Source organism: Flavobacterium sp. GQ95 (assembly GCF_059758655.1).
The window spans coordinates 67015-85097 of record NZ_JCAXEB010000019.1 but is presented as its reverse complement, the minus strand read 5'-3'; the positions used below and the strand labels follow the sequence as shown (position 1 = coordinate 85097).

Annotated in this window: 15 protein-coding genes; 13 read left to right on the top strand and 2 right to left on the bottom strand. The window is 32.4% G+C overall.

Translation table 11 applies throughout. The features are described 5' to 3' along the window. Nucleotides 1-522 precede the first annotated feature (522 nt). The 8 genes from AC6CH4_RS24350 to AC6CH4_RS24315 all read left to right on the top strand — a co-directional run bounded on the left by AC6CH4_RS24350 (nucleotide 523) and on the right by AC6CH4_RS24315 (nucleotide 9245). Nucleotides 523-1077: a DUF3575 domain-containing protein gene (locus AC6CH4_RS24350; RefSeq protein WP_498107637.1), complete on the top strand. Its 555-nt coding sequence runs from the start codon at nucleotides 523-525 to the stop codon at nucleotides 1075-1077. 1097 nt (nucleotides 1078-2174) lie between these two features. After that, nucleotides 2175-2405: a recombinase family protein gene (locus AC6CH4_RS24345; protein ID WP_498107643.1), complete on the top strand. Its 231-nt coding sequence runs from the start codon at nucleotides 2175-2177 to the stop codon at nucleotides 2403-2405. A 990-nt stretch (nucleotides 2406-3395) separates the two neighbouring features. Beyond that, nucleotides 3396-4355, top strand: coding sequence for a lipid A deacylase LpxR family protein (locus AC6CH4_RS24340; protein ID WP_498107635.1), 960 nt, complete (start codon nucleotides 3396-3398; stop codon nucleotides 4353-4355). A gap of 847 nt (nucleotides 4356-5202) precedes the next feature. Then, nucleotides 5203-5442, top strand: coding sequence for a MerR family transcriptional regulator (locus tag AC6CH4_RS24335; protein WP_498107633.1), 240 nt, complete (start codon nucleotides 5203-5205; stop codon nucleotides 5440-5442). Nucleotides 5443-5585: 143 nt separating this feature from the next. After that, a complete protein-coding gene (locus AC6CH4_RS24330; RefSeq protein WP_192187420.1) occupies nucleotides 5586-7448 on the top strand; it encodes an ABC-F family ATP-binding cassette domain-containing protein in 1863 nt (620 codons plus the stop codon). Between the two features lie 106 nt (nucleotides 7449-7554). Then, nucleotides 7555-7923 carry a four helix bundle protein gene (locus AC6CH4_RS24325; protein ID WP_498107631.1) on the top strand — a complete coding sequence of 123 codons (369 nt, stop codon included), beginning with the start codon at nucleotides 7555-7557 and terminating at the stop codon, nucleotides 7921-7923. Nucleotides 7924-8002: 79 nt separating this feature from the next. Next, nucleotides 8003-8464 (top strand): FKBP-type peptidyl-prolyl cis-trans isomerase, encoded by a 462-nt coding sequence (locus AC6CH4_RS24320; RefSeq protein WP_498107629.1) that lies wholly within the window; start codon nucleotides 8003-8005, stop codon nucleotides 8462-8464. A 238-nt stretch (nucleotides 8465-8702) separates the two neighbouring features. Next, nucleotides 8703-9245, top strand: a complete 543-nt coding sequence (locus AC6CH4_RS24315; RefSeq protein WP_498107627.1) for a hypothetical protein — start codon at nucleotides 8703-8705, stop codon at nucleotides 9243-9245. Between the two features lie 85 nt (nucleotides 9246-9330). On the opposite strand, the gene AC6CH4_RS24310 is transcribed toward AC6CH4_RS24315, so the two are convergent. Next, nucleotides 9331-10881, bottom strand: coding sequence for an SDR family NAD(P)-dependent oxidoreductase (locus AC6CH4_RS24310; protein ID WP_498107641.1), 1551 nt, complete (start codon nucleotides 10879-10881; stop codon nucleotides 9331-9333). Between the two features lie 147 nt (nucleotides 10882-11028). Here AC6CH4_RS24310 and AC6CH4_RS24305 point away from each other — a divergent pair, with 147 nt between their 5' ends. Further along, nucleotides 11029-11808, top strand: a complete 780-nt coding sequence (locus tag AC6CH4_RS24305; RefSeq protein WP_498107625.1) for an O-methyltransferase — start codon at nucleotides 11029-11031, stop codon at nucleotides 11806-11808. 51 nt (nucleotides 11809-11859) lie between these two features. Here AC6CH4_RS24305 and AC6CH4_RS24300 read toward each other — a convergent pair whose 3' ends face one another. After that, the gene (locus AC6CH4_RS24300; protein ID WP_498107623.1) at nucleotides 11860-12519 is read right to left on the bottom strand and encodes a DUF6565 domain-containing protein; all 660 of its coding nucleotides are present in this window, start codon (nucleotides 12517-12519) and stop codon (nucleotides 11860-11862) included. Between the two features lie 293 nt (nucleotides 12520-12812). On the opposite strand from AC6CH4_RS24300, the gene AC6CH4_RS24295 reads away from it, so the two are divergent. From AC6CH4_RS24295 to secA, 4 genes are all read left to right on the top strand, one after another. After that, nucleotides 12813-13499, top strand: a complete 687-nt coding sequence (locus tag AC6CH4_RS24295; protein ID WP_498107621.1) for an ABC transporter ATP-binding protein — start codon at nucleotides 12813-12815, stop codon at nucleotides 13497-13499. Nucleotides 13500-13581: 82 nt separating this feature from the next. Beyond that, nucleotides 13582-14151: a cob(I)yrinic acid a,c-diamide adenosyltransferase gene (locus AC6CH4_RS24290; RefSeq protein ID WP_498107619.1), complete on the top strand. Its 570-nt coding sequence runs from the start codon at nucleotides 13582-13584 to the stop codon at nucleotides 14149-14151. A gap of 217 nt (nucleotides 14152-14368) precedes the next feature. Beyond that, nucleotides 14369-14590 carry a DUF2795 domain-containing protein gene (locus tag AC6CH4_RS24285; protein ID WP_007138072.1) on the top strand — a complete coding sequence of 74 codons (222 nt, stop codon included), beginning with the start codon at nucleotides 14369-14371 and terminating at the stop codon, nucleotides 14588-14590. An 89-nt stretch (nucleotides 14591-14679) separates the two neighbouring features. Continuing rightward, nucleotides 14680-18021: a preprotein translocase subunit SecA gene (gene secA / locus AC6CH4_RS24280; RefSeq protein ID WP_498107617.1), complete on the top strand. Its 3342-nt coding sequence runs from the start codon at nucleotides 14680-14682 to the stop codon at nucleotides 18019-18021. The last annotated feature ends 62 nt before the right edge of the window (nucleotides 18022-18083 follow it).

Sequence of the window (18083 nt, the reverse complement as noted above, 5' to 3'; positions counted from 1 at the left end):
CTGAGGCTGGTATTCTTAAAAAAGGAAAGTCAATTACAAAGCATTGAATCCTTTTTCAATTGTTGCTAATTAACTCATAACATACCCTTTTCTTCAATTTCAATATTTTTAGTTGCTATATTGATCATCGGAAAGTCTGTCAATCCAGGAGTTTGACAAACTAAAAAAATCACACTCCCGCAATTTCCTGGGCAATCTCTCTGCATTACTGCTTTAATTTTTGCCAATATCATAGTGGAAGGGCTATAGAACCCCGCGCAGTTTTATCACCGCTACAGAAGCAATCTCCTTTTCTCTTTGAAGTTATCGATTACACCTGATATAACTATATTTTCAGGCTAAAATACCCAGAAACAAAGCCGTGAAATAGGACATAAAAAATTGTCTTCTCAGGCGATTTTTTTATGTTAAGGAATAAAATTTTCAAACCGCGTATATCTGCGTAGGCTTTTTTTAACACTGAAGTTTTAATTGTTTTAACATTGTACTTTAAATCATACTCAAGATAAATGTTAATTATTTATGAAAAAGACACTTACTTTAACTATTCTACTCTTTTCAATTCATTCACAAAGTCAAACTTATTTAAAATTTAATGGAGCTACTGCATTAGCTGCTGTACCAAATATTGGATTAGAAACAAGCATTGGAAAAAAAACAACCTTTAGTATTGATGTTTTAGTTTCATTTTGGGAATCTTTTGATGGACATAGCCCTATGAAATTTTTTATGTTGACACCAGAGATACGATATCATTTTAATGAAAAATATAAGGGGTTTTATTTAGGAATTCATACAGGTCCAGACATATATCAACTACAAAGGAAGAAGTATTGGGGTGCTAATAAATATGAAGAGGGTTTTAGCTATCGTATAGGAGCCACAATAGGGTTCAATGCTAAATTAAGCGATCATTTTTTATTAGATATTTTTGTTGGAGGCGGTTGGCATCAGGGCTTTTATCACGGTTATTATAACGATGGTACTCCAGGACGATATGATAAAGCTGAAAACTGGAATAAAGGCAGCGAATATCTTCCCTACCGGGGTGGTGTAATGATTTCATATAAAATATAAATTTAATGAATGCCTTAGAATTGATCTTTGTACCCGTAAAATTAGGACATAAAAAAAATGCAAGATACAGCGGCAGAATTACTTCAGGAAAACTCCCATTTACCGGACTCAAAACATAGTGATTCATGATTTTTAATGATATAGAGCACATTCCAGCCGCACAAATTATCAAATATAGGCCCTACCATTTCCATCCGGAATGAATCGATTTCAAAATCCCAAAGAGCCAGGAGGTTTTATCACTGTGCATTTTTTTCAGGAACATAAAAACAATATGATTATTATAATTCAGAGATGTTTATTGGTTGTCAATCTCAATTATTTTCAAATATTAAATAATAAACTTAAAATACCTATTTTAAAAAAATAACTAGAAATCACCAATACTCTTTTAACTTTCTAATATCCAATTAACAATCGTATAAAAATTACTGTTTTCGTAAATTTATATAAGCAACTAGAAGCATCTATGACATACTACCTGCTAAAAGAAATCAGTTTATTATTCTGTTATGAAAAATGCTTATTTACACATCAGAGTAAGTGCTGACGAACAAAAAAGAAAAGGGTTTTCTCTAATTGAACAGGAACATCGTTTAATAAAATTCTGTTCGACAAACCAAATAAAAGTTAAAGGAATTTTTTAGAGAAGATTTCTCTGCTAAGGATCCCAACAGCTCAGAATGACTAAGACTTATTAAAACGATAAAGAAAACAAATACTGTCCAACAGAAAACATTCTATTTATTAAATGGGATCGTTTCAGCCATAACATCGAATATACTTACCAAATGATTGGAATATTTAAGAAGACTAAATACTCAAGCCATTGCTATTGATTAGATAATCGATTTTGAAGTCCCCGAAAGCACAACTTGCCATCTATCTTTCAATTCCGCAAGCAGAGAATAGCAGATGAAGGCTGAACAACATCTGATAGCCAAAGAAGAACAAGAAAAACAGCAGATCGCCTTCAAAAGCACCTATTGATTATATAAACAAGATTAGTTCTGATGGCAAAAAAATATCGTGCTCAAACAGCCTGAAACTGATTATATCAGAGGTCATTTGAAGAATATTTAAAAGGCTAGCTTTCAATTATCTACATCAGAAGAATAGCTGACTTAAAAGAGCCCATCTGTGGCAGAAATAATTCCTGGAAGATTCTACACAACCTACTCTATTGTGGATTAGTCTTTGTTCCTGCTCACAAAACGGAGGAAGAATATTATGCAAAAGGTCTTCATGAACCTCTTATTTCAGAAAAAAAAATTAAAAAAGTTCAGTACTTACTAAACAGCCGTCGCACGACAAATTCATTTAAGTAAAAAACAAAGTCTGTTTTCCTTTTGAGAGGGTTCTTGATCTGTCCATACTGCTGCAAACACTTAAGCGGAAGTATACGACTGGGAGGTATGTAAAATACCAATATTGCAACTGTGTCGCTAAAAAATGTAAAAACAATATCAAAATTGTATTTTTACAATTCGTGATACTACTCTCTAATGAACAATCTATACAGAAATACATTCAATGATTTGTTTTTAAATATTTTATGAAACTCTCAATAAATAGCCCCATTCCACCTTTGACAGGATGCTTTTCTAATCTTGATCTGGAGTATTAAGATTTGTTTTTTTCATGTATAAATGTTTATAAATTGCAGCTAACATTTTAGTTATCACTAAATATTTTTTATTTCGTAAATTTTAAAATCCTGTATCACAAATGATCTGTTTTAACGTTCCGCTTTTTCTTTATTAACCTCTACTTATTACTTTTGATAACTTCTTAATCCGTAGGATAAATTCAAGTTTAAGCTTAACACTTTTCAGATTCTCAACTTCTTTTATTTAATTGACTAGAAATACTCTGCCGCATCTGTTTGCTAATCAACAAACTTATTTTTATCAAGTTTAACTTTTGAGCCATTTTCAAGTTAAATCTTGTCAATTAAAACTTTATCATAATGAATAAAAAACAGACTTATTACAATCAAAAACTCTTCTTAGTTTCCTCTCCATTTTTTATTAGAATAATTAATTATCCCTATTTGATCAATACAACAACTAAGTCTTATCCTTGTTTTTTTTAAACTTTTTAAAACCTTTTTATAATTCACTTATAATTAAATTAGCCCACAAAATTACAATTTAATTGTTTACCTAATAGAGCTATTTAGTATATAATCAAAAGTGGATAATTTAAGTATAATTCTACTATCTAATTCTTAATTATTAAGCAAATAATCAAGAACTAAGAAATCTCTCTTTTTAATACTCAAGAATAATTACATGATTAAAAACAAACGAAATAGAATGACAAGAAAGAAAGATTTTAGTTTTATTTTGATTCTGGTTGGTTTGTACGGATCTGCTCAAAATAGCACCTCAGAAATAGGTTTTATAACAGATAATGATTTATATACGTCTTTCAGAAACGACAAATATTACACCAATGGTTTTGAAGTTTTTTATAGATTTCTAGCAAAAAATAATAATGAAAAAATAAATAAAAAAATTGACGAGTTTCGAATCGGACAATACATCTATACTCCACACACTATTAAAGCGAATGATGTTGAGAACAATGATCGTCCGTTTGCAGGTTATCTCTTTTTAGAAGCGGGGAGAAATATTTTCTATAAGAAAGAATCAGTCCTTAAAGCCAATTTCCAATTGGGTTTTGTTGGTAAAAATTCATTTGCAAAAGAAGTACAAATAGGATTTCATGATTTTTTTGGTTTTCGAGAAGTTCATGGCTGGCAGAATCAAATAAAAAATGCATTAGCCATACAAACTCATTTTTTATATTCAATTAAATTATTTCCCATAAAAAACTCCAGTACAATAGATTTTAACTTACAAACAGAAATAAATTTAGGGACGATTTTTACAGGATCCTCTACAGGTTTTTTGACAAGAATTAGCCTTAAAAAACTAAATCCGATTTATGATTCAAATATATATGGCGCTTCGATTAATACTAATCCAAAACACTTAAGAAGTGAATTTTATTTTTATGTAGCTCCTAGTATTAATTACCAATTGTATGATACTACTATTCAAGGAAGTTTATTTAATAATACCAGTCCAGTTGTGTATAATTTGATTCCATTTCGATGTAATCTTGAAACAGGTGTGAAATATGGAAAAAACAATGTTAATTTCTCATATGCTTTTGTTTATAAGGACAAGGAATTAAAAAATAATATAAATACAAGCTATTTCTATGCATCAATTAAGATATCTTATTTAATGCGATCGAAGCTTTTCTAAATTAGTTTAATATATTTTCTAACAAAGTTGATTACTAATTTTAAACTGATTATTTAGTATTGTTTTAGATAAGTACCATACACCTAGACGTTTCTTTGATATTTTTTTGCTAGAAATGGCATCTGAAGAATTATAAATGAAGAGTTTGTAATTTTAACAAATGATGGTTTAAAAACTAAAAGACAGTTATTACTGCAGTTGGAAGACTTCTTGATATTACATTATTAGATTAATTATAACTCCCAAATCTATTATTCTTTTGCAGAAAGGCGCTTATAAATGCCTTTATAAAATTATAAAACATCATTATATTAGTTTTTTCCAATATTCTTTTATTTTTTTTGGAAGAAATTCAACAATACAACTCCTGTCATTATAAGCATTTTACAAGCGCCTTTTTATGATTATATTGCAAGATTTATCAAATTACTTGCATTATTTTTTTTAAAAAATTCATACTTACTAGAGATTGTGTCTTTGAAATAAACTAATCTTTATTAGGCTGCTCCCACTTACAAAAGTAAATAATAGAGAGTAAAACTATTAAATATATTCATGTCTTTTTTAATTTTTATTTAACTTATATTCTCTTCAAACAATCGGTAAGAAAATACATTCGATAATATATTTTTTTTCAATCTTCCATAAAACTATCACCTAAATAATCCATTCACATTTCTAGATAAATGTTCTTTCGTTTATATCAACTTTTAAAACAAATACCCTAGAGTATCATAAGTAAATTTTGACTATGATTAATTATAATTCTTTTTTTAACTTTAGAAAATAAATGATGTAGAGCAAAAAAGATCTGTTTAGGTCTTTTTTTAATGTAAAGGATTTAAAAATGAAAAAAGAGCAAAAAAAAGTGAACAGAAATACACAACTTAAAAAGAGCCTAAATTTAATGACTTTTCAAAATGAGCAATTTGTTGGCACAAAGGAAGCAATGATTATTTTAGGAATTAAAAGTCAAACCACAATTGGTAAATATGAAACTGAAGGCAAAATTACAGCTTACAGACCCTTTAGTAATCGAAAGAGATACAAGGTCACTGAACTATTAAAGATTCAAAGTAAAAGATAGCCTAGCGCTATCTTTTTTTGTTACGCTCAAAAGGGTATCTTTGCCAATTAAATAAAAAAACAGCTTTTTCAAGCTAGAGACTAAATTAGAGACCTGTATATTTAAAAACATTGCAATTATTTGATTTTAAACAACTTAACAACATGAATTACTTATCTGTAGAAAATATATCGAAGTCTTTTGGCGAAAGAACGCTTTTTGACAACATCTCATTCGGAATCAATAAAGACCAAAAAATCGCTTTTATCGCTAAAAACGGTTCTGGAAAAACCACAATAATGAGTATTATCAATGGTTTGGATGAACCTGATACAGGACAAGTTGTTTTGAGAAAGGGAATCCGCATGGCATTTCTTTCTCAGGATAATAATCTACAGGAAGAGTTAACTATTGAAGAAAGTATTTTTGCTTCGGATAATGAAACTTTAAAAGTAATCGAAGCCTACGAAAAAGCACTTGAAAATCCAGATGATGAAGAAGCGTATCAAAAAGCTTTTGACGGAATGGATCAGCACAATGCCTGGGACTTTGAAACACAATACAAGCAAATTTTATTCAAATTAAAACTGGAAGATTTTAAACTGAAAGTAAAAAATCTTTCGGGTGGACAAAAAAAGCGTCTTTCATTGGCTATTATCCTAATCAATCGTCCTGATTTATTGATTCTGGATGAGCCAACTAACCACTTAGATCTTGAAATGATCGAATGGTTAGAAAGTTATTTTGCTAAAGAAAATATCACCTTGTTTATGGTAACGCACGACCGTTTCTTTTTAGAGCGTGTCTGTAACGAAATTATCGAATTAGACAACGGAAAATTATACCAATACAAAGGAAATTATTCTTATTATTTAGAAAAAAAAGAAGAGCGAATTACTTCTGAAAATGCCAGCGTTGACAAAGCAAAAAACTTATTTGTAAAAGAATTAGAATGGATGCGCCGTCAGCCAAAAGCGAGAACTACAAAATCGAAATCGCGCCAGGATGATTTTTATGTAATTAAAGAAAAAGCGCAAAGTCGTCGTCTTGAAAACAAGGTAGAACTTGAAATTAACATGGAACGTATGGGAAGCAAGATTATCGAGCTTCACAAAATTTCAAAAAAATTCAAGGATCATGTTATTCTGGATAACTTTAGTTTTGATTTTCAGCGTGGAGAACGTATCGGAATTATTGGTAAAAACGGAACCGGAAAATCTACTTTTTTAAATCTTCTTACCGGAACAATTCCATTGGACAGTGGTCGTGTTGTAAAAGGTGATACAATTAAGATAGGATATTATACACAAAGTGGAATCAATCCAAAACCAAATCAGCGTGTAATTGATATTATTAAGGAATATGGTGAATTTATTCCGCTTGCAAAAGGCAGAATGATTTCGGCTTCGCAATTATTAGAGCGTTTTCTTTTTGATGCTAAAAAACAATATGATTTTGTCGAAAAATTAAGTGGTGGCGAATTGAAACGTTTGTACTTATGTACAGTTTTGATTCAGAATCCAAACTTTTTGATTCTGGATGAGCCAACAAATGATTTGGATATTGTAACACTTAATGTTTTGGAGAGTTTTCTTTTAGATTATCCGGGTTGTTTACTGGTAGTTTCTCACGACCGTTATTTCATGGATAAAATTGTCGATCACCTATTTATTTTTAGAGGAAAAGGTGAAATCGAAAGCTTCCCAGGGAATTATTCTGACTTCAGAGCTTATGAAGATAGTGCTGATGTTGCTCAAAAAGAGGAAAACAAAGCCGAAAAGAAAGATTGGAAACAAAATAATCCGACTGGAAATTTAACTTTCAACGAGCAAAAAGAATATCAAAAACTAGAAAGAGAAATTAAAGATTTAGAAATAGACAAAACTAAAATCGAACAATTATTTTCTGACGGAAAAGTAGCTGATGCTGATATTGAGAAAAAAGCAAATGAACTACAAAATATCATCAATAAAATAGATCAAAAAGAAGAACGTTGGTTTGAATTATCAGCTAAAATAGAAGGTTGATTTTAGTTTTCAGTCTCAGTGGCAGTTTTCAGTTTGGTTTCTGATATTTTTCATTAAAATATAAGTTTTTTCTTATTTTTTTAATATTCTTGTGAAAAATTAAACAATGGATTTTAAAGAATTATTAGCTTACAAAAAGTCATTTGAACTTGCGATGAAAATATTTGAACTCTCAAAGACATTTCCAAAAGAAGAAAAATATTCCTTAACAGATCAAATAAGAAGATCTTCAAGAAGCGTTTCTGCAAATATTGCAGAATCTTATAGAAAAAGACGATACTTAAATCATTTTATAAGTAAGTTAACTGATAGCGATGCAGAAAATTCAGAGACATTTGTTTGGCTTGAATTCGCTTTACAATGTAAATATACAAATCAGGAAATATTTGAAATTTTAAACAAGAAAAGCATTGAGATAGGAAAACTGATAAACTATATGATTAATAATCCTTATAAATTTGGATGTCCTATCTAATCGTAACAAACTGAAAACTGTGACTGCGACTGAAAACTTATTATATTTGCACCATTAAAAAATATATTTTTAAAATATCATGAAATACATCTTAGCATCATTACTTGCATTAACACTTTTTATCTCTTGTAATTCTAACGACGATCCTAAAAAAACTGATTACACTGTTAAAAACGAAAAAGAAATAGTTGATTATATTGCCAAAAACAAATTAACTGCACAAAGAACAGATTCTGGCTTGTATTATGTGATAAACGAACCTGGAGACGGAGCTCAACCGACCACAAGTTCTAATGTAACTGTAGCGTATAAAGGATATTATTCTAATGGAAGTATTTTTGATCAGAGCAAAGCCGCAGGGATTTCCTTTGGGTTAAATCAGGTAATTAAAGGCTGGACAGAAGGTATTCCTTATTTTAAAGTTGGGGGAAGCGGAATATTGCTAGTTCCTTCACATTTAGGTTATGGACCTTTCGATTATAGTGGTATTCCTGGGGGTTCAGTACTTATTTTTGATGTGAAATTGATCTCAGTAAATTAGTCACACCAAATTATTCTCTAATATAAAAGACCACAATAAAATAGATTTTATTGTGGTCTTTTTTTTACTATCACAAAATATCGCTAAAGTTAAAGTAATAGCATAAAAACATCCTCTATTTTATAAAAGTCTGAATTTCATTATGTAATGATTTGAAAAAATTGTGTAAATAATATTATATCTGTTTTCCGAGCTTTGTTTAAGTGAAAATGAATTCACAATATAAAACATATATAAAATGGAAAATTTACATAATCCCGATGGAACTAAACGTGAGGTTTTAACAGGAATGTTTTCAGATCGTGACAGCATAGAAAGAGCTTACGATAATCTAAGCGAAAGAGGTTATACAAAAGATGAAATTAACCTGATCATGTCTGACGAAACCAGAAAAAAGCATTATTCAGACAAAGACGATCACTCCGAACTAGGAACAAAAGCAGCTGAAACTGCCGGAGCTGGTTCTGCAATTGGAGGAACAATTGGAGCAATTGCAGGAGTAGTTGCTGCATTAGGAACTAGTCTTGTTATACCTGGTTTAGGATTAATCGTTGCTGGTCCATTAGCTGCAGGATTAGCTGGTGCTGGTGCAGGAGGAATTGCCGGAGGTATAATTGGAGCTCTAGTAGGGTCAGGAATTCCTGAAGACAGAGCAAAAATTTATGAAGATGGAATTAAGGACGGTCATGTTGTTTTAGGTGTTCATCCGCGTAATAGCGAAGATGCCGAATATCTTGAACAGCAATGGAGAGCAAATAATGCACTCAATATCTATAGATGATCTATTTATTTTTCAATAAAAAAACCACAATAGAATTGAATTTTGTTGTGGTTTTTTATATTTTAACTGAATCTGAAACCGAAAACTACCAAGGGATCGGATTATAATCTTTCAGAAATTTTCCACACCAATGTTTTCCGGTATTGATTCCGTCAAATAACGGATCCATAACTCTCGCCGCACCATCAACAATATCCAATGGTGGTTGAAAGTCTTCTAACTCCTGCTTTTTCTTTGCCAATTCAGCAGGATCTTCATCTGTTACCCAACCTGTGTCAACGGCATTCATGAAAATTCCATGTTTTGCCAACGTTCCTGAAGAAGTATGGGTTAACATATTTAAAGCTGCTTTTGCCATATTGGTATGCGGATGACGATCTTCCTTAAAAAAACGATGAAATTTTCCTTCCATCGCCGAAACATTAATGATGTGTTTTTGTCCCGTATTATCTTTTTTCATTACTTCCGAAAGTCGGTTACACAATACAAAAGGCGCAACTGAATTCACTAATTGTACTTCAATCATTTCAGTCGTTTCTATTTGACCGAGGCGCAAACGCCAACTGTTTGTTTTTCGTAAATCGACCTGCTGTAAATCGGCATCAAGTTCTCCCTCCGGAAAAACTTCATTGGCAACTAACGCATTATCGAAAGAATAGGGAATTTGAGATAATTTAGCCGAAGCCCGCAAACCAATTCCAGGTTCTGGACCGTGCCAGGTAACTGGCATATTTTCGTTTGAAGAAGCTGCAGTGGTCAACATCTTCAATTCGTCTAAACAATTAATATGATCCAATAATAATTCTTGTGCTTTTTGAGGAAGTGCGCTTAGTGGCAACTCTTCATTCTCCATCAAATGCGAATAGAATCCCGCCGGCCGCCTAACTGTTTGTGCCGCGTTATTAATTAAAATATCAAGACGTTCATATTTCTGCTCAATAAAATTACAGAAAATCTCTACGCTCGGAATATGTCTTAAGTCTAAACCATGAATTTTCAACCGATGTCCCCAATCCATAAAATCATCTTCTTTAGCAAAACGCAAAGCTGAATCAACAGGAAAACGAGTAGTAGCAATAACAGTTGCTCCTCCACGCAAAAGCATCAAAGTAATATGATAACCAATTTTTAAACGAGAACCTGTAATAATCGCAATTTGTCCTTTTACATCTGCAGTCTGAAAGCGTTTAGCATAATTAAAATCGCCACAATCCGTACACATTGTATCGTAAAAGTGATGCATTTTAGTAAACTCTGTTTTACAAACGTAACAGTTTCTTGGTGTTTCAAGTTCTAATTGTTCTTTGTGAACCAGATCAGTATAAGCTAGTAATTTCGGTGCGACAAATATGCTCGCTTCACGTGCATGCCTAATTCCGGTTTCCTTACGTGCAGTTTTGTCCTTCTTTTCTTTTTTTCGTTTAGCGGCCTGTAATCCGTCTTTAATTCTTCTGGAAAACTCACCTCTATCCGGTCTGGAAAACATTCCTGCTTCTTTAATTAAAGCTATACGTTGCCCTTTTGGAATGTCAAATATTTGATCTGTATTGGCATTCAATTGTGCCAAAATAGCAATGCACCGATTAATCTCTTCAGAAGATATTATGCTGCTATCTTCTATTTCTTCCTTCAACATCATAAAAAACGTATTACTATTAGCTTTATTTAAAGTGCGCAAATATAGTCTTTTTGAAGTCGGAACAATTCTAAGTCAAATTGACTGCTCTTCTCTTTTGACAATTGTATTATCTTGTTATCTTCGTACCCTGATATAATTATTTATATGCTATTTCAAATAAAAGCTTATTTAAAATTCCTGTGGAATTCAAAAAACGAACACGGAGTACATTCTCCGTTTGTTTTTAGTTTACTAACAAAATGTTTTTACGATAAAAAGTCTAAACCTGAATATGCAATTTTAAAAAACTATCGAAAATCATTACTTCAGAATAAAAACTTTATTGAAGTAACTGATTTTGGTGCCGGATCAAAAGTTTTTAAATCAAATAGAAGACAAATTTCGAAGATTGCATCAACAGCAGGGATTTCTCCAAAACGAGCGGAACTACTATTTAGAGTTACCAATTATTTCAAACCTTCAACTATTCTGGAAATAGGAACTTCATTAGGTTTAGCGACTTCAGCTCTGGCTTTGGGTAATACCAATGCAAATGTAACTACATTAGAAGGTTGTCCAGAAACAGCAAATGTTGCCAAAAATCAACTAAATCAATTTTATTGTAAAAATGTAGAAAGTATTATTTCAGAATTCGAATCTTTTTTAATTTCTGAAAATCTACAATCTACAATCTACAATCTAATATATTTTGACGGTAATCATTCTAAAAAAGCAACTTTAGCTTATTTCGATCTGTTATTACCAACTATTGACAACGATACCGTTTGGATTTTCGATGACATTCATTGGTCTACAGAAATGGAAGAAGCTTGGGAAAATATTAAAAACCATCCGAAAGTGACCGTTACGATTGATACTTTTCAATGGGGATTTGTTTTTTTTAGATACGAGCAAAAAAAAGAGCATTTTACAATTCGGGCATAAAAAAATGACAACCATTTCTGATTGTCATTTTTTATAATAATTCAATTAATTTTATTTTTTAGCTTCTTTATTTTCATCAGATTTAGCTCCCATTCTGTTTACAGTATACATAGGAGCAAATTTCATTTTTAAACCAGCAATTTTTCTGTTATCCTCAGATGATAAACCTTCTTTTTCAACAGTATTTTTTCGGCTGTCTAATGCTTCATACAACAATTTAATTTCATCCCAGTCTTCACGAGAGTAACTATCTTTATTATCCTCAACTGTATGAACAAATTGTTGGTACACACTGTGAATGTTTTGGGCATTTACCCAGGAAAAACTCATATCGTCTCCAATTTTTCCTTCACCAAACAAAGCATTACGCAATTGTTGTTTCGGACTTGGAGCAGGTGGGGCAAGAACGGTGGTCATTTCTTTTTTAAATTCTTCGTATTTAACTTTACTTGCATTTATTTTTTCACTCTCAGCAGTATTGTCTTTAATATCTGCCAAAGCTAACTGAGCATTTTCAGCTCTTCTATCGTACTCAGCTTCAACAGTTGCCCAATCAGCTTTCAAATCATCAGCTTTGACATTTTTTACTGAGTCGACGTAGGTTACATATGCGTCAATTGTTTTTTGAGCCTTTTCTTGTTTTTCGTCTTTACACGATGTAAGACTCAGTGCAATTAATGCAATTCCCGATAATAATTGTATGTTTTTCATAATTATTTATTGTTTAATTAATACATTAACAAATGTATCTAATAACCTAATATCAAAAATTACATCATTACCATGTTTTTAATATTAAAAAGATATTAAACATGTAAAACTCACAGAATAATGATAATTTTATAAAATAAATCAAAAAATATATAATTAATTCAAAAAAAACATATTCATTATCTAATTAATCCTGTAAACCAAAAGATGTTTTGTAACATAAATCAATTTCACGCTACTTATCGTTTATTGAAAAGTGTTTTGTACTTTTAAAACCAAATTGTAAATACGAAATGGCAAATCCATTAATTAAAATAACGAACATTAAACGAGATTTTGTACTTGGTAATGAAATCGTTTATGTCTTAAAAGGAATAGATTTAGAAATCAATAAAGGAGAATATGTAGCTTTAATGGGCCCTTCCGGATCCGGAAAATCGACTCTAATGAATTTACTGGGTTGTTTAGATACGCCAACATCCGGACACTATATTTTAAATGGAAAAGATGTCAGCCAAATGAAAGATGATGAATTGGCAGGAATTCGAAATAAAGAAATTGGTTTTGTCTTTCAGACTTTTAATCTTTTGCCAAGAACAACTGCTTTAGATAATGTTGCATTACCAATGATTTATGCAGGATATTCTAAATCTGATCGAAATGCACGTGCTAAAGAAGTTTTAACACAGGTAAATCTTGCAGACAGAATGGATCACCAGCCTAACCAACTTTCAGGAGGACAACGCCAGCGTGTTGCCATTGCCCGCGCTTTGGTCAACAAACCTTCTATTATACTGGCCGATGAACCAACAGGAAACTTAGACAGTAAAACTTCTGTAGAAATTATGAAGCTTTTCGGCGATATTCACGCATTGGGAAATACTGTAATTCTGGTAACACACGAAGAAGATATTGCTGCTTATGCACATCGTGTTATTCGTTTACGCGATGGCTTGATTGAAAGCGACACCACTAAATAGTTTAACCGTTTATTTGGTTAATTGTTTAACTGTAAAAAAAACTTAGCCCCTTAGCATCTCAGCAACTTAGAAGCTTAAAATAATGAAAGTATATACAAAAACCGGAGATAAAGGAACCACGGCTCTTTTTGGAGGTACGCGTGTTCCTAAAGATCACATCCGAATTGACAGTTACGGAACTGTTGACGAATTGAATTCTTATATAGGACTCATTCGTGATCAGGAAATTGATTCGCATTACAAAACTATTTTGATTGAAATTCAGGATCGTCTTTTTACGGTGGGTGCTATTTTGGCAACTCCTGCAGAAAAAGAAGTTTTAAAAAACGGTGAACTTCGATTGAAAAATTTAGGAATCATCGATACTGATATTGAATTACTAGAGAATGAAATTGATAAAATGGAAGAAAGCCTTCCGCCAATGACCCATTTTGTTTTACCTGGAGGGCATCAAACTGTGTCATATTGTCATATTGCGCGTTGTGTGTGCCGTCGTGCCGAGCGTCTGGCAGTACATTTAAGTCATAATGAACACGTTCCCGAAATCGCAATCATGTACTTAAACCGACTTTCTGACTACCTTTTTGTCTTGGCACGGAAGTTGTCGTCAGACTTAAAAGCGGAGGAAGTGAAATGGATTCCGAGAAAGTAATCAGTCGCAGTTTTTCAGTTTTTAGAATAATAACTGGAGCTAAAACAGATAACTAAAAAAAGAAGTAAACAGTAAGAATTTCAAGTTTTCAGGCTGAAAACTGGCACTGAAAACTGAATACTTACAGAGACGTTCTTAAATTTTATTAAAATAAATCAAAATTTACTTGTCTTTTTCAGTAAAAAATTTATTTTTGCACAAACTAAACAGATAACAGATGTATTGGACATTAGAATTAGCATCTTATTTAAGTGATGCGCCATGGCCTGCTAACAAAGACGAACTTATTGACTACGCTATTAGAGCTGGTGCTCCATTAGAAGTGGTAGAAAACCTTCAGTCAATTGAAGACGAAGGAGAGATATATGAATCAATGGAAGAAATTTGGCCTGATTATCCAACAGACGAAGATTATCTTTGGAATGAGGATGAATATTAAAAAATAAACCAAAGGAAAAAGTCTCATCACAGAGGCTTTTTTTTTGGTTCAAAATACAACATTTACATATAATAGAAATATAACAAATCATGAGTTTCATAAACAGTATTATTAAAGTCTTTGTAGGTGATAAATCACAGAAAGATGTCAAAGCTTTACAACCCTATTTAAACAAAATTAAAACATTCGAAACCAGCTTAATGAGTTTGTCTCACGACGAATTAAGAGCCAGAACCGTATATTTTAAAGAAAGAATAAAAGAAGCCAGAGCTGATAAAGATGCTAAAATTGCTTCGCTTAAAGAGGAAGTAGAAAACATCGAAGACATCGATAAAAGAGAAGATCTTTATGATGCTATTGATGCTCTTGAAAAAGAAGCTTACGAAATCTCTGAGAAAACTTTATTAGAAATTCTTCCGGAAGCATTCTCGGTAGTTAAAGAAACAGCACGTCGTTTTAAAGACAATTCTTTTATTGAAGTTACTGCAACTCCAAAAGACCGTGAACTTTCAGCTTCTAAAACTTATATTACTATTGAAGGCGAAAAAGCTACATGGGCAAATAAATGGAATGCCGCCGGTAAAGAAATTACCTGGGACATGATTCATTATGATGTTCAGTTAATTGGAGGTATGGTTTTGCACGAAGGTAAAGTTGCCGAAATGCAAACAGGTGAAGGTAAAACTTTAGTTGCTACTCTTCCACTTTACTTAAATGCCTTAACCGGAAACGGAGTTCACTTAGTAACTGTGAATGACTACTTAGCAAAACGTGATAGTACATGGAAAGCGCCTTTATTCGAATTCCACGGTTTAACTGTTGATTGTATTGATAATCACCAGCCAAGTACAGAACAAAGAAAAAAAGCATACGACGCTGATATCACTTACGGAACCAACAACGAATTTGGTTTTGACTACTTAAGAGATAACATGGCGCATTCGCCAGGCGATTTAGTACAAAGAAAACATAATTATGCCATTGTCGATGAGGTCGATTCTGTATTGATTGATGATGCAAGAACACCGCTTATTATTTCAGGACCAGTTCCACAAGGAGATCGTCATGAGTTTAATGAGTTGAAACCAAAAATTGAAAACTTAGTTTCTCAACAACGTCAATTAGCAAATGGTTTCTTAGCAGAAGCTAAAAAATTAATCAAAGAAGGAAATACTAAAGAAGGCGGTTTCTTATTATTAAGAGCTTACAGAAGTTTACCTAAAAACAAAGCATTAATTAAATTTTTGAGTGAAGAAGGAATCAAACAATTGCTTCAAAAAACTGAAAATCAATACATGCAGGATAACAATCGCGAAATGCATAAAGTGGATGAAGCTTTGTATTTTGTAATTGAAGAAAAAAACAATCAGGTTGAATTGACTGATAATGGTATTCAATACCTTTCAGGAGATACTGATGCTGACTTTTTCGTCCTTCCGGATATCGGAACTGAAATTGCTGCAATCGAAAAACAAAAATTGGATAAAGATGCTGAGGCGGAAGCTAAAGAAAGATTATTCCAGGATTTTGGAGTAAAAAGCGAGCGTATTCACACCCTTACTCAGCTTTTAAAAGCATATGCTCTTTTTGAAAAAGATGTAGAATATGTGATCATGGACAACAAAATTATGATTGTCGATGAGCAAACAGGTCGTATCATGGATGGTCGTCGTTATTCTGACGGTTTACACCAGGCGATCGAAGCTAAAGAAAATGTAAAAATCGAAGCTGCTACACAAACATTTGCAACTGTTACATTACAGAATTATTTCAGAATGTACAGCAAATTAGGAGGTATGACAGGTACAGCGGTTACTGAAGCTGGAGAGTTATGGCAGATTTATAAATTGGATGTTGTTGAAATTCCAACCAACCGTCCAATGTCAAGACAAGACAAAGAGGATTATATCTACAAAACGACACGTGAGAAATTTAACGCTGTAATTGAAGATGTAACACAACTGTCAAATGCAGGAAGACCAGTTTTAATTGGAACAACTTCTGTAGAGATTTCAGAGTTATTAAGCCGTATGTTGAAAATGAGAGGCGTTACACATAACGTTTTGAATGCTAAAATGCACAAACAAGAGGCACAAATTGTAGAAGAAGCAGGTAAAGCCGGAGTTGTAACTATTGCAACAAATATGGCTGGTCGTGGTACCGATATTAAATTATCTCCAGAAGTAAAAGCTGCCGGAGGTTTAGCAATCGTGGGTACAGAACGTCATGATTCTCGTCGTGTTGACAGACAGTTACGTGGTCGTGCAGGACGTCAGGGAGATCCGGGAAGTTCTCAATTCTATGTTTCTTTGGAAGATAACTTAATGCGTTTATTTGGTTCTGAAAGAGTTGCCAAAGTAATGGACAGAATGGGATTACAGGAAGGTGAAGTTATTCAGCATTCTATGATGACCAAATCTATCGAGCGTGCTCAGAAAAAAGTAGAAGAAAATAACTTTGGTGTTCGTAAACGTTTATTAGAATATGATGACGTTATGAACTCGCAACGTGAAGTAGTTTACAAACGTCGTCGTCACGCCTTATTTGGTGAGCGTTTGAAACTGGATATCGCTAACATGCTTTATGATACTTGCGAATTGATCGTAAGTCAAACTAAACCAGCTAACGATTTCAAAAATTTCGAATTCGATTTGATTCGTTATTTCTCTATCACTTCTCCAATTTCTGAAGCTGATTTCCAAAAATTAACTGATATTGAAATTACTGGAAAAATATACAAAGAAACTCTGGCTTTCTATACTGAAAAAACAGAAAGAAGTGCGAGAGAAGCTTTCCCAATCATTAAAGGAGTTTACGAAGAGCCAAACAATCATTTTGAGCGTATCGTAGTTCCATTTACTGACGGAATCAAAACTTTGAATGTGGTAACTGACTTGAAAAAAGCATACGAAAGCGAAGGAACTCAGTTAATTGCTGATTTCGAAAAAAACATTACACTTTCTATTGTTGATGAGGCGTGGAAAAAACATTTACGTAAAATGGACGAATTGAAACAATCTGTTCAATTGGCTGTCCACGAACAAAAAGATCCATTGCTTATCTACAAACTAGAAGCTTTCAACTTGTTTAGAGGAATGTTGGACAACGTTAATAAAGAAGTAATTTCATTCTTATTCAAAGGTGATTTACCAGCTCAAAACGTTCCGGAAATTCACGAAGCAAGAGAAGTTCGTCAGAAAGAAAACTTCAAATTAAGCAAAGATGAAATTCCAAACAGCGAAGATATCAACCGCGAAGCTGGAGAAACACAACAACGTCAGGTTACTGAAACAATTGTGAGAGATATGCCAAAAATCAACCGTAATGACACTGTAACAGTTCAGGAAGTTGCAACAGGTAAAACTGAAGAAATGAAATTTAAAAAAGCAGAAACTTTAATCGCTTCTGGCGCTTGGGTACTTGTTAAATAAGTCTCAGTTTACAGACTAGTACTCTAAATTATATACATCAAACCCGACAAGTTTTTAAAACC